The organism is Robiginitalea myxolifaciens (assembly GCF_900115205.1).
In the GTDB taxonomy this organism is placed as follows: Bacteria; Bacteroidota; Bacteroidia; order Flavobacteriales; family Flavobacteriaceae; genus Robiginitalea; species Robiginitalea myxolifaciens.
The window spans coordinates 1,474,682-1,487,780 of the sequence record NZ_FOYQ01000001.1 but is presented as its reverse complement, the minus strand read 5'-3'; the positions used below and the strand labels follow the sequence as shown (position 1 = coordinate 1,487,780).

At 50.3% G+C, this 13,099-nt stretch carries 10 protein-coding genes; 1 reads left to right on the top strand and 9 read right to left on the bottom strand.

Going from position 1 to position 13,099, the window contains the following annotated elements; all coding sequences use genetic code 11:
- Positions 1-152 precede the first annotated feature (152 nt).
- The 7 genes from pgi to uvrC form a co-directional block, all read right to left on the bottom strand.
- Entirely contained in the window at positions 153-1,790 is a 1,638-nt protein-coding gene (gene pgi, locus BM318_RS06540; protein WP_092981638.1) for a glucose-6-phosphate isomerase, read from the bottom strand.
- Positions 1,771-3,084, bottom strand: a complete 1,314-nt coding sequence (locus BM318_RS06535) for a peptidoglycan DD-metalloendopeptidase family protein (RefSeq protein ID WP_092981636.1) — start codon at positions 3,082-3,084, stop codon at positions 1,771-1,773. Before BM318_RS06535 ends, pgi begins: the two co-directional genes overlap by 20 nt.
- Before the next feature lie 10 nt (positions 3,085-3,094).
- Entirely contained in the window at positions 3,095-4,066 is a 972-nt protein-coding gene (locus BM318_RS06530) for a tryptophan 2,3-dioxygenase family protein (protein ID WP_092981635.1), read from the bottom strand.
- A 6-nt stretch (positions 4,067-4,072) separates the two neighbouring features.
- Positions 4,073-4,924 carry a DUF3108 domain-containing protein gene (locus BM318_RS06525; RefSeq protein WP_092981633.1) on the bottom strand — a complete coding sequence of 284 codons (852 nt, stop codon included), beginning with the start codon at positions 4,922-4,924 and terminating at the stop codon, positions 4,073-4,075.
- 380 nt (positions 4,925-5,304) lie between these two features.
- The gene (gene hppD, locus BM318_RS06520; RefSeq protein ID WP_092981632.1) at positions 5,305-6,447 is read right to left on the bottom strand and encodes a 4-hydroxyphenylpyruvate dioxygenase; all 1,143 of its coding nucleotides are present in this window, start codon (positions 6,445-6,447) and stop codon (positions 5,305-5,307) included.
- A gap of 250 nt (positions 6,448-6,697) precedes the next feature.
- Positions 6,698-8,995, bottom strand: coding sequence for a patatin-like phospholipase family protein (locus BM318_RS06515; protein ID WP_092981631.1), 2,298 nt, complete (start codon positions 8,993-8,995; stop codon positions 6,698-6,700).
- Positions 8,992-10,782, bottom strand: coding sequence for an excinuclease ABC subunit UvrC (gene uvrC / locus BM318_RS06510; protein WP_092981630.1), 1,791 nt, complete (start codon positions 10,780-10,782; stop codon positions 8,992-8,994). Before uvrC ends, BM318_RS06515 begins: the two co-directional genes overlap by 4 nt.
- A gap of 355 nt (positions 10,783-11,137) precedes the next feature.
- On the opposite strand from uvrC, the gene BM318_RS06505 reads away from it, so the two are divergent.
- Complete coding sequence (locus tag BM318_RS06505) at positions 11,138-11,701, top strand: 5-formyltetrahydrofolate cyclo-ligase (RefSeq protein WP_092981629.1); 564 nt, start codon at positions 11,138-11,140, stop codon at positions 11,699-11,701.
- A gap of 24 nt (positions 11,702-11,725) precedes the next feature.
- Here the strand turns inward: BM318_RS06505 and BM318_RS06500 are convergent, their stop codons facing one another.
- A complete protein-coding gene (locus BM318_RS06500; RefSeq protein ID WP_092981627.1) occupies positions 11,726-12,433 on the bottom strand; it encodes a lipoprotein signal peptidase in 708 nt (235 codons plus the stop codon).
- 60 nt (positions 12,434-12,493) lie between these two features.
- Positions 12,494-13,075 carry a hypothetical protein gene (locus BM318_RS06495; protein ID WP_092981626.1) on the bottom strand — a complete coding sequence of 194 codons (582 nt, stop codon included), beginning with the start codon at positions 13,073-13,075 and terminating at the stop codon, positions 12,494-12,496.
- Positions 13,076-13,099: the final 24 nt, after the last annotated feature.

The window sequence follows — 13,099 nt, the reverse complement described above, 5'->3', positions numbered from 1 at the left end:
GGTTAATCGCAGTGCAAAAGTGGCCCAGAAAAGCCAGTTGAGCATTAAGGAAATGTTAAATTCCCTCCTCCTAAAATACAATCGAAAATCGAGAATGCGCCCTGTAAAACAAGAACTTATGAAAGATTATAAACTTTTGCTGATCGTTAAGTTTAACCCTTAAATATTTGCAAAAGTCGCATTGTAGAGCTGTCGTGGTTGCCTACTTGCGAATCGGCCCATTCCCGCAGGATAGAACCCGCGAGTTCTTTTCCCAGCTCCACACCCCATTGGTCGTAGCTGAAAATGTTCCAGATAATCCCCTGGACAAAGATTTTATGCTCGTAGAGCGCCACCAGGGCCCCCAGCGTTTTGGGCGTAAGCTTATCAATCAGTAGCGTATTGGTAGGCTTGTTCCCCTCAAAAACTTTGAAGGGTACCAACTGTTCCAGGGCTTCCCCTTGCAGGCCTTTGGCCTGAAGTTCGGCGCGCACCTGGTGCTGGTCCTTGCCTTGCATCAGGGCCTCAGTTTGTGCAAAGAAATTCGCCATCAGCTTCTCGTGATGGTCGGTACTGCCATGCAGGGATTGCTTAAACCCGATAAAATCTGCAGGGATCAGTTTGGTTCCCTGATGGATCAGCTGAAAGAAGGCGTGTTGCGAATTCGTCCCGGGTTCGCCCCAGATAATAGTTCCGGTCTGGTAGTCCACGGGTTTACCTGCCCGGTTTACGTACTTTCCGTTACTTTCCATGATCCCTTGCTGAAGGTAAGCGGGAAGTCGGTGCAGGTATTGGGTGTAGGGGATGACGGCTTCGGTCTCGGCCCCGTAAAAATTATTGTACCAGATGCTGAGCAGGGCCAGGATCACCGGAATATTCTGCTGCATTGGGGTATCCCTGAAATGCGCGTCCATCTCCCGGGCACCTGTGAGTAAGTCCTCAAAGCGCTCCGGGCCAATGGCCAGGGCAATGGAAAGCCCAACGGCACTCCAAAGCGAAAAACGTCCACCTACCCAATCCCACATTGGAAACACATGATCCGGGCTTATGCCAAAGGATTCAATTTGTTTGAGGTTGGTACTCACCGCCGCAAAATGGGAAGCGATGTCTTTCTGAGCGGCGTGGGTGAGGAACCATTCCTTAATGGTCAGCGCATTGGCCAGGGTTTCCTGAGTGGTAAAACTCTTGGAAACCACCACAAAGAATGTGGTCTCCGGATCTAGTTTTTTAAGCACCTCCTGCACATGATCGCCATCGACATTACTGACAAAATGCAGGTTCAGGTGGTTGGAATAGTAGGCCAGGGCTTCCGTGACCATTACCGGGCCCAGATCGGAGCCGCCGATCCCGATATTTACTACATCGGTGAAGGCCTTTCCGGTAAACCCTCTTTTTTCGCCACTGATAATGCTATTGGCAAAGGCTGAGATTTGCTTTTTTACACCGGCTACTTCCTCGAGGATATCCACCCCCTCCAGGGAAAGGGATCCTGAGGTATCCGCACGCAGCGCGGTGTGTAATACGGCCCGCCCTTCGGTCTGGTTAATGGTTTCACCTCCAAAGTACGCCTGGATCGCCGCTTCGAGATTGCACTCCCCTGCCAGCTCAAAGAGCAACTCCAGGGTGCGGTTGTCGATGCGGTTTTTGGAATAATCCAGGAAAAAATCCTCCCAGTTAAGGCTGTATCTGCCCGCTCTATCCGGGTCCTGGAGGAAAAGGTCTTTTAGATGTTGGTTTTTGGTTCGCTCGTGGTGTTCCCGAAGCTGCTTCCAAGCCTTGGTCCCGGTCGGGTCAATCTTTGGTAAGGGCATTTTGGTCAGTATTGTAAGTAATCAGATCCTCCTGTTCTTCGGCTGCTGGTTGCTCAGGATAAGCGATGCAATCCAGCTGAAGCTTCAGGGGTTTGATATAGTCAAAATATGCTGGCTGAGACGCTTCGGCCAGGGGTTCCGCCTTGGGTAATTCTTGCCGAAGTGGATCTACCTGACGGCCATTCTTCCAGAAGCGATAGCAAACATGAGGGCCTCCGGTATTTCCGGTCATTCCCACCCAGCCAATAACATCGCCCTGGCGCACATAATCACCCCGCTTAACGTTTTGGGCTTTCATATGTAAATACTGGGTACTGTAGGTTTCGTTGTGGCGGATCTTCACGTATTTCCCATTCCCCCCTCTTCGCGTAGATTCTGTGACCACGCCGTCGGCGGTAGCCAGGATTGGGGTCCCTATTGGCGCTGCATAGTCCGTTCCACGGTGCGGCCGGACCTTATAGCCGTAATATCGGATACGTCGCTTGAGATTGTATCGGGAGGATAGTCGGCCAAACTTGATCGGCATACTCAGGAAAGTCCTGCGCAGGTTCTCCGCCTCGTCGTCGTAGTATTCCATGATGTCCAGGGAATCGTTGTGGTACGCAAAGGCATATAAGGGCGTACCCTTGTGCTCAAAATAGGCTGCTTTGATTCGTCCCGCCCCGGCGTACAGACTATCCTGGATATACTTTTCGTCAAAGATGATCCTGAATTTATCCCCGACGTCTAATTTGGAAAAATCCACGGTCCAGGCATATACCTGAGATAAATCCAGGGTAACCTGGAAATCGACCCCCTGCTCATCCAGAACCAGCGAAAGGGCACCGCCTTCAGTGATTTCACCAGCTACCTCACGCTCGCGCAAGGTAATCTCGCGCTGCTTGCGATAGGCTACTACGGAATCCCTGAAATCGACTACCGTATAGTTGATGGCGTCATTTTGGTAGATAAATACCTGGGCAGTTTCTGAGGTATCCCTGGATTTGAGGATCACGTAAGGTTTGCCAACCCGGATTTTCCGGATATCAAAGGTGTCCCGATACTGTTCGGCCAGGGTGGTAATCTTAGGGTATTCCACCTTGTGTTGCAGCATCAGTTCCCCGAAGCTATCGCCGGATCTCACGGTGTCGGCCTGCACGGTAAATTCGTCCAGGTTAAAGCCGTAAAGCATTTGTGGTTCGGCCTCAGCCAATAATTCTTCCTGTACAACTTCCTTGACGGAAGTCTCGGTTTTATCCTTACAGGAATATACCAGACACACTGCCAGTAGTAAAAAGCCCCAATATGTTCGCATCTCTATGTCCCTAAGATTTATGCGGATTCAAGTGGTGTTCTACCCACTCTTTGCCCCAATGCTCCAGAGTTTCGTCTGAATGAACCTCTGGAAAAAATATGATTCTCTGAAACCCGGGAGGAAGGTAGGATTTCCAGTTCGTACCTCCTGTAGCTTCCAGGGTATTGTTTTCGTCGTCCAAATAACGATGGGCTGAGCCCAAGTGCATCAACGGCCAATTGACATTAGCATTGATGTCCATGAGTTGTAACGCGGACTTCAAGCCTTTATTATTCCGCCCTTCGGGCGGTAAATTTAAATATTTATGGTAAATGGTGTTGTTTTTAACTTCCCGGGCAATCCGGATAAACCGGGGCGTGTACCGATATTCGAACTGCTTCAGGGTCAGGGTTTTCTCGCCAGAGGTCAAATCGGTAGCCCCGCGCTTCCAGTAAATCTGCTCGTAGAGTTCCTCCAGCGAGTCTTCACTGCTTACCTGATCGCGGCGGGAATCGTGTACCAGCAGTTCCAGCGGCGTGGCATACAATTCGATCATCCGATACTGGGCAGATTGGAATCCACTGGCGGGCAAGAGCGCCATGCGATAGCGGATGAACTGCTCTTTTTCCATCCCCCTGACCATGATCCCGAAGGAAGTAATAAGCGCCTTGTAATAGCTGTTAATGCGGTTAACTTTTCCGGTAAAAAAAGCAATGTCCTGGGATTTATCGTCGATGATCTGCTTTTGCTCATGCAGGATGAGTTTAAAGTAGAGCTCCGTAATCTGATGGTACATGATAAAGATCTCCTCATCCGGAAAGTGGGTGCGGGGAACCTGCAAGCTCAACAAGGTATCTAGGTGGATGTAATCCCAGTAGGTGAGGTAACGCTGGTAAAGCAGGCCATCGAGGTAGGAGCTGAGGTCCTGGCCGGAATCCCGGTACTTGGCCTCCAGTTTACGTATCTGCTGATCGATGTGATCCTTATCCTGCTCGTCTTTCATGAACCCTTAGTCCATGATAATCTTGAATTGATTCCTCAGGGCATTGTATCCGTCCAAATCGGCTTTAATAGATCCGACACGCAGATCGGCCTCGATTCGGATAGGAATCTTATTCATATCATTGGACACCCACAAAGATAGGCTTTCCTGCTCTTTAAACACACGTCCGTTTTGTACATACGGACGGAATTTCAGGCATTCGACTTTGCCGAATTTGGTTTTTAAGATCTCTTTCCCCAGGTATTTCAGGCGGAATTTGAAAATCCCATCATCGTCATAGAGCATGTCCAGTTCAATGCTCTCGCCTATGCGCAAGTCGCTTACCTCGTAATAATCCCTAAGGTAATAGAAACCGGAAATCAGGTCCTGTATGCCTGGCTCAATTTCAAAGTCCATCTTCTTTTTGGCCTTCTTATCGTGTAGTTCGGCTTCCTGTTTCGGGTAATCAAAATTTATTTCAATATCCTTGGTGTAGCCCCCTTCATCGATTTTGCGGATAAACCGGTACGGTTGGCCGTTATCCTTACCAAAATAACTTTCGTAAGTGTCGTCTACTTTAAAAAACAAACGCGCCAATCCTGTAGTTTGTCCTTTCCCGGTAACGTGGTACACCGGCTTTCCATCCAAATTATCACTGGTCAGGTGCAGGGTGGCATAGCTGGCATTGAAGATGCCATAATGTATCCTGAACTTGAGCCATTCCCCGGATTTAAAAGCCGGAACCGGATTCCGTTCAGCAGGTTTCGGGCTGTGACTGACGGGTTTGTCGGAATTGGCCACCAATTCTGCCTGGGCCTGCCCTTCGGTCTGGGGGGTCCATAGCAGCATGGATATCAATATGATTTTGAGCGCTTTCATTTCCTACAAATTTCATTAAAATTTTCTTTCCCCAGGGGGAAGGAACCTTTTCATAACTACTATTTAAACAAGATTTGTTCCAAAATATTACAAACCGCTGCGCGCGGTGGTAAACTCCAGCCACCAAATCCCAAATTCCAAGGGGGCTGGTGCGTTGGCCTTTTGAAGCATAGCGGTTCCAAAAAAAAAAGCCCCGATCTAGCGATCAGAGCTTTTCCTAAATAACCAACCAAACTTTAAATTATGAAAAACCAATACTTAAAGTTACAAGGGAACCACCCCTTGTTGATATCAAATGTAGAACATCATTTTACCCGGATGTTCCCCTTTAACGGTTTTTAACTTCAGGTTTAACACAACTTTATCGGTTCCGGCCGGATTTAAAGGGTTCCCCGGGATTCCTGCTCCCGTTCGATAGCCTCAAAAAGCGCCTTGAAATTGCCTTTCCCAAAGGATTTGGCCCCTTTTCGCTGGATGATTTCGATAAAAAGCGTGGGGCGGTCCAGGATTGGCTTGGTAAAGATCTGCAAGAGGTATCCCTCGTCGTCCCGATCGATCAGGATTCCCAGTTCGCGTAAAGGTTCGAGGTCTTCATCGATTTCTCCTACCCGATCCAGGACATCTTCGTAGTATTCGCCGGGAACGCGCAGGAATTCCACCCCGCGGTCGCGCAGGCCGGATACGGTCTCGATGATATTATCCGTGGCCAGGGCCATATGCTGTACGCCTGCCCCGTTGTAAAATTCGATGTATTCTTCGATCTGGGACTTTTTCCGCCCTTCGGCAGGTTCGTTGATCGGAAACTTGATTCTCCCGTTGCCATTGCTCATTACCTTACTCATAAGCGCGGTATATTCGGTAGATATGTCCTTATCATCGAAAGAAACCAGTTGGGCAAAGCCCATCACCTTGGCGTAAAATTCACACCACTTATTCATTTCGTTCCATCCGACATTACCCACCATATGGTCGATATATTTCAATCCGGTAGACTCGGGCTGGTAATGGGGATTCCAGGCGCGATAACCCGGCAGGAAAGTGCCCTGGTAAGCCGAACGCTCCACGAAAATATGTACAGTTTCCCCGTAGGTGTGGATCCCGGAAAGGATTACTTTCCCGTTCTCGTCCTCGCGAACTTCTGGTTCCATATAGGGTTCTGCACCGCGCTTAAAGGTTTCTTCAAAACTCTTCCGGGCATCATCTACCCATAGGGCGATAGCCTTTACGCCATCCCCGTGTTGTTCAATGTGGCGGTTGATTTCACCTCCGGGTTTCATTGGGGCGGTCAGGACCAACCGGATCTTGTCCTGTTGCAACACGTAGGATGTCCGGTCTTTAAGTCCGGTTTCCAGGCCCGCATAGGCCAGCGGCTGAAAGCCCCAGGCAGCCATGTAGTAATGGGCGGCCTGTTTGGCATTGCCTACATATAGTTCTACGTGGTCAGTTCCCAACAGGGGTAGAAAGTCTTCCGCTGCAGGTACTTCTTTGGTTAATTTTAATGAGGTATTATCTGTAACTGACATGATTTGTCGATTTAAAATGGGTAATAACTACGCCTTTACAGCAAGAGGAAGGCAAGCGGGTTACCGGCGTTTGGAGGCCGCTTACAACCGAAATCCTTTGTGCTGTTTACCACATGGCCCGACTGTGACATGCCAGGTAGCCCCCAATTCCAGGGATGGCTTGTCCCAGCTGAGATGTCGTTTTGGATAATGGCCTTTTCACACTGCAAATATCGTAAAAACCCGAGGAGGAGCCAAAACCACAGTTGCCTCAGAACCAGTACCCTATACTGAAATAGAATCCACTGGTATTTCCTTCGGGGGACCAGGAATACAAGGCCTGAACCGGACCGAAAAAGGACTCCCATCCGTATCCCAGGGCATATCCCGAAAAGTCCGGAGCGGTAAACCACTCCCCGGTGCGGAATATGTCGTCTTCTACATTGGCGTAATTGGCGATAAACATCAGGTGATTCTCCTGATAGAATTCCCAATCCAGGCGAGCATAGGCCTTAACATAGCTATTCCCGGGTAAGCTCAGAAAATCATACCCCACGAAAGGGGCAAAGTTGTTAATCGCCAGGCTGCCATACCCCCCAAGGATGAAATCCAGGGCTGCCACGCGGGAAGTCCCCAGTTTAAAACCTCCCTCAGTCTCCAGGTTGAGACTCAGGGTATGTGTCAGGGGAAAAGCCGTCCCCATCCGGGCTTTGGCAATGGCGAATTCCTTGAAGTTATCGTTAAAGTCGGAAGAGAACACATAGAGGTGGAAATCCCCGTCAAAAAACAAGCCACGGGTTGGAAAATAACGATCGTCGTAGGTGTCCAGGGTAAGGCGACCAAAGGTGCTGAAATACGTACTGTTTTCGAAAAATGTACGGGTGCCTTCCCCGATCGCAAAACCGGAATCGCCCCCATCCAGCTGCTCGTTGAGGGTTTCGGTGGAATACCGCAACCACTTGTGCTCCAGGCCCAGGCTAAACGCAAATTCCTCCCGCCAAACCGTCTGCAGGTAGATCTGATTGGTGAGGTCGGTGACATCCAGACCAATCCGGTTGATTCCCGGGTCGTCGGGAACCTCGAAATTCGATTGGATCACCTCATAGGGCACGCCATGCTCAAAACTATTCAAACGGGAATTGAAGCCGAAACTCCAGTAAGAACCTTTGTCCAGGTAGTACTGGGCATTGTATCGAAGGTTATCCCCCAGAATCAAATCAAAAGAAGCCACATCGTCGTCCAGCAAAAAGTTCTTCTGGGTCAGGTTGATCAGGGCTGCACTTTTGTAAAGGTCGTCGTAGTGGGCGCCCAAACGGATCAACGTCTTGGTGGGATTCTCCTGCAGTTTCAGGACTAAATCCTGTCCCAGCCCATTGGAGCTTAACTGGTATCGGATGGTCTTGAAATTCCCGGTTGCGGCCAGGTTCCCAATCCCCTGCCGGAGTTGGTCAAAGGCGATGGGCTCCGCAAGGTCAAAACGCAGTTTTCCCTTTACATACCCCCGGCTGTAGTTGTTGTTTCCCTGAATAACCAAGCGGTTAACGGTAAGGCTGTCTGCAGCCAGTATCTCAGGGCGTTCCCGTAGCTGGTAGTCTTTTACTCCAGCCTGATCCCGGGCAAGAGATTTAAAATCCTCCCGGAATTTCCCCGCTGCTTCCTCCCCGGTTGCAATGATGGCTGCTTTCTCATCGAAAGAAATTACGGAATAGTCGTCGATCTCAGGGCGGATGTAAATATCCGTTTTGTCTACCTTGTCCGGGAGGTTGCCCAAGGTTCGGTAACTGTTGATCTGCAGCAGGATTTCCGTAGCAGAAAGCAGGGCCTCCCGATCGCGCAGCCCGTGTTGCACGTCAATTCCAATGACCACGTCTACCCCCTTTTCCCGCATTTCATCTACCGGGAAGTTGTTGAGGACTCCCCCATCGATCAGGATGCGTCCATCGACTTCCGCCGGTTCAAAAAGAGATGGCAGGGTTCCACTGGCCATGATAGCTTCGGGGAGATACCCGGATTCCAAATGGAGTTCCTCACCCGTTTCCACATCGGTGGCGATGCAGTAAAAGGGAATGGGAAGCTCCCTGAAATCACGTACATCCCGCACGTGGTACAAGGCCTGTACCAATTCATTGTAAATATTTTGGCCACCGGAAATGGCCTGTGGAAAGGTTACCCGAAACTTGTTAAAAGGAAGGGTAAGTGCGTACCGCTCGCTATCCTCTTTTTCATAGAAGGTCTTGGCACTTCGGGGCAGGACGTCCTGTATGAGCGAGGTAAAGTCCGTAGACATAAAGAGCGAATCCAGCGCATCTGCCGAATATCCCGAAGCGTAGAGTGCCCCGACAATCGCTCCCATACTGGTCCCCCCAATATAATCGATGCGTACCCCAGCTTCTTCCAGGACCTTCAGGGCGCCGACATGGGCAAGCCCCTTGGCTCCACCCCCGCTTAAAACGAGGCCAACCCGGAGCGGCTCCTCCCGCTCCGGAGTGCTCTGGGAGAAACCGGAATGCAGGACCAAGCAGGCGATTAAGATCGGGAGTAAGCAACGCATATCCCGAAGGTACTTCATTCCCTTAAACTTTCATAGACCTTCCGGGCCCGGGATGGACCAACAACTTCAGCCAGATCGTCGACCGAAGCCTGGCGGATCCGTTTGACCGACTTGAATTTTCGCAGGAGGTCCCTGGCAGTTTTCTCTCCAATTCCGTCTATCCCCTCAAGTACGGAACTAATGGCCGACTTGCTGCGACGATTCCGGTGGTGGGTAATTCCAAATCGGTGTGCCTCGTTGCGCAATTGCTGGATCACGCGCAGAGTCTCTGATTTTTTATCTAGGTACAGGGGGATGGGGTCTCCGGGAAAGTAAATCTCTTCGAGGCGTTTGGCAATGCCAATGATTGCAATCGTCCCCCGCAGACTGAGTTCATCCAGGCTTTTTAAGGCTGCCGACAATTGCCCCTTACCCCCATCGATAACGATGAGTTGGGGCAGCGATTCCCCTTCTTGAAGGAGCCGGCGGTACCGGCGGTGGACTACTTCAGTCATGGAGGCAAAATCATCAGGGCCTTCGACTGTTTTGATATTGAAGTGCCGGTATTCTTTTTTTGCCGGCTTTCCGTCCCGGAATACGACACAGGCGGCAACCGGATTGCTCCCTTGAATATTGGAGTTGTCAAAACACTCGATATGCCGGGGCTCCTCGGAAAGCCTGAGATCAGTCTTCATCTGCTGCATCAGGCGTTTCACATGCCGGTCGGGATCGATAATCCGGATTTGCTTAAAGCGATCCTGGCGGTAGAACCGGGCATTGCGCTCCGAAAATTCCACCAGTTTTCGTTTATCTCCCTTTTGAGGCACTACCACTTTCAGGTCCTCCGGCAGGGAAACCGGAAAGGGCAGATACAATTCCCGGGTGTCGGAATTGAAGCGCTCCCGCAACTCTAAAATGGCCAGGGGCAGTAAATCCGCATCCGCTTCTTCCAGTTTCTTCTTGATCTCCATAGTATGGGAACGCACCACCAATCCATGACTGACCTGCATAAAATTGACGTAGGCGTGGGTTGGGTCCGAAACGATGGAAAAGACGTCGACCTGGTCAATTTTGGGATTGACTACGGTAGATTTGGCCTGGTAATTCTCGAGTATCTCGATCTTTTCTTTGATCGCCTGGGCCTGTTCAAAAGCCATCTCAACAGCCAATTCCTTCATCCGGTGCCTGAAATAAGTCAGGGAGGCGCCGAAATTCCCTTTGATGATCTCCCGGATATCGTCAACCTGGTTGTGATAGGAAGCTTCGTCCTGCAAGCCTTCACAGGGAGCCAGGCAATTCCCGAGGTGGTATTCAAGACATTTCTTGTATTTCCCCGCCGCTACTTTTTCTTCCGAGAGGTCATAATTGCAGGTCCGCAAGGGGTACACGCTGCGGATAAGGTCGAGCAGAGCTCTGACGGTGCGCATCTGGGTATAGGGGCCAAAATATTCAGACCCGTCCTCAATGCGTTTCCGCGTGGGGAAAATCCGGGGGAAGCGTTCATTTTTAATGCAAAGCCAGGGATAGGTCTTATCGTCCCGCAGGAGGATATTGTAACGCGGCTGGTGCTCCTTAATGAGGTTATTCTCCAGTAAAAGTGCATCCGATTCGGTACGCACCACGATATGGCGGATGCTATCGATCTTACCTACCAGAACACGGGTCTTGCCATTTTCGAGGCGCTTGTTGAAGTAGGAGCTCACCCTTTTTTTGAGGCTCTTCGCTTTCCCTACGTAGAGCATTTTTCCCTCCCGATCAAAGAACTGATATACACCGGGGCTCTCCGGCAGGGTCTTGAGTTGTATTTCCAAAGGGGTTTGCTCCATAGCCACTTGTACCTGCAAAGATAGTCATGTATTGCATCGGACGGGATGCTGCTGGAAATTTGCAGCCCGGGCGTTTATCCTTGCCCCTGGGTTCTATTGAAATCCAAACGAAGCGATGAAGTGCTAAAGTTTTCTCAAAATTGTGCATTTCGTCGGATTTTTTGATCCGTTTAACATTAAGCGTACACAATTTTTACCTATTTTTAATGCGTCATACACGGGCACTATGGACAATTACCTCATCACATTGGGGACATATTTAATCTTGATGCTTTTTTTCAAGGTCTATTATGCCGTTTCAGCACGGGACTAAACGATCAGCCCACCCCACTTCACCTCATTGATCAAGACCCCCATGCTTAAACAAGACCTTCGGTTAAGCCATCTGCAACTAAGAGATCAACTCTCCGACTCGGAAGTCCTGCTAAAAAGCAAGGACCTACTCCGGCAATCCCTCAATTTACCCATCTGGAATCACCAGATCTTTCATGTTTTTTTAAGCATCCCAGAGAAAAGGGAAGTACAGACAAACCTGTTTATATCCCATTTGAATACACTCGGTAAGCGCGTGGTTATTCCCAAGATTATCGGCAGCGGCCTATTGGAAAACTATTTGCTGGAGCCAAATACGACACTAAAGAAGAATCCCTGGGGGATTCCTGAGCCCGTATCGGGACAGGTGGTCGCATCCGGGGAAATCGATGTGGTCTTTTTGCCCTTATTGGCTTACGACCCTCATGGACATCGGGTGGGGTATGGCGGTGGATACTACGATCGGTTCCTGGCGCAATGCAGACCCGAAACCCTTTTGATAGGACTCTCCTTTTTTCCTCCTGCAGCAGCCATTTCAGATCTGGAGCCCACCGACTTGCCCATGGATTATTGCATAAATCCGGACGGGATCATAAAATTCCAGTGAATAGCTTTTAAGGAGACGCCTTGCCTATTCCGGCTTGGCAGCTTCGCCGGACTCGGGACCTTCCGGGGCTGCTTCCTGTGCCTGAGCCATCGCTGTTTCGGTCTGGGTCTCGGCCGGATCTGGCTTGGCAAATGCGCGTTTATTGAATACCAGCAGGATTCCCACACCTGTGCTGATGGCGGTATCGGCTATGTTGAAGACGGGAGCAAAGAACCGGAATCGGTTCCCCCCGACACCGGGAACCCAATCGGGCCAGGTCGTATCGACCATCGGGAAATAAAGCATATCTACCACTTTCCCGTAAAAAAGTCCCCCGTAATTATCCTCGGCCATAAAGGTGGCCACCTGCCCCACACTGTGATTGAAGATCAGTCCGTAAAACAGGGAATCAATAATATTTCCTACCGCGCCGGCAAAGATGAGGCTTACCGCAACACGCAGATAGTTATTAGCTCCTTTGCGTATCAGGTCCCAAAGCCAATATCCTATTCCCCCGATAGCCACTAAGCGGAACAAGGTCAATAACAGCTTCCCCGTACGCTCCGATATGGGAAGGATGTCGCTGAGTTTAGTGCCCCAGGCAGCTCCTGGATTCTCGATGAAGGAAATGCGAAACCAGGAGAACACCTCAACGGATTCCTCCAGCTGAAAATGCGTCTTTACATAAATCTTGCTGATCTGATCTGCAAGCAGGATCAAAAACACAATTATCAAGGTCTTCCTCAGGTACATGGATAGCAGTTAATTCGGGCAAAAATAGGTATTCTCCGGCAGATAGTTCAAGTGATCAACTCAAGGTTTGTGGGAGACCGTAATCCCGCCGTGGGTGCTTTCGAAGCGATAGGATTGGGGACCTTCGGGAATCTCAGCTATCCGGGTTGTCCCGAATTGGGAATTTGCAGTGACCGTTCCCCGGGCCACATGTGCCTCGATTCCGGCGCGTTGGGTTCGGACCCAGGTCGAAGTTCCCTGGTGGTCCAGGATACAGATACCACCATCCACGGTGGCCTCAAAGGATTGTAAATTCCCTGAAGTACGCAATTCACAGTTTCGGGCGGTAAGGACTATTTCAAGATCCTCAGGGACAACCAGTAACAGATCTACGGAGAACACTTTATGAGCTCCGAGCTTGTCGTTGGGTAAGTTAAAACCGGGTGCGAATTCAGTGCCTATGCGCAACGTAGTGCCCAGTTTTTCTGTCCGCACCACGAGGGCTTCCTGGTATTCGCCCTGCATCTCCGCTTCCAGGCGGACTTCGCGGCTGGCCTGGCTCAGGATTCGGATGCGAAAGCAGTCTTCCCCCTGCACCAGCAAGCGGTCGATCTCCTGCTCCAATACTACCTGACTAACGGTTTTCTGGGCATGTACCCCCAAAGTCCCGAATATAAGCAGCAGTAG

Excerpts from the sequence above, each read along its gene's own strand:
- BM318_RS06505 (WP_092981629.1), top strand. The coding sequence starts at position 11,138 with ATGCTTAAACAAGACCTTCGGTTAAGCCATCTGCAACTAAGAGATCAA.
- BM318_RS06535 (WP_092981636.1), bottom strand. The coding sequence starts at position 3,084 with ATGCGAACATATTGGGGCTTTTTACTACTGGCAGTGTGTCTGGTATAT.
- pgi (WP_092981638.1), bottom strand. The coding sequence starts at position 1,790 with ATGCCCTTACCAAAGATTGACCCGACCGGGACCAAGGCTTGGAAGCAG.
- BM318_RS06525 (WP_092981633.1), bottom strand. The coding sequence starts at position 4,924 with ATGAAAGCGCTCAAAATCATATTGATATCCATGCTGCTATGGACCCCC.
- uvrC (WP_092981630.1), bottom strand. The coding sequence starts at position 10,782 with ATGGAGCAAACCCCTTTGGAAATACAACTCAAGACCCTGCCGGAGAGC.
- BM318_RS06530 (WP_092981635.1), bottom strand. The coding sequence starts at position 4,066 with ATGAAAGACGAGCAGGATAAGGATCACATCGATCAGCAGATACGTAAA.
- hppD (WP_092981632.1), bottom strand. The coding sequence starts at position 6,447 with ATGTCAGTTACAGATAATACCTCATTAAAATTAACCAAAGAAGTACCT.
- BM318_RS06515 (WP_092981631.1), bottom strand. The coding sequence starts at position 8,995 with ATGAAGTACCTTCGGGATATGCGTTGCTTACTCCCGATCTTAATCGCC.
- BM318_RS06500 (WP_092981627.1), bottom strand. The coding sequence starts at position 12,433 with ATGTACCTGAGGAAGACCTTGATAATTGTGTTTTTGATCCTGCTTGCA.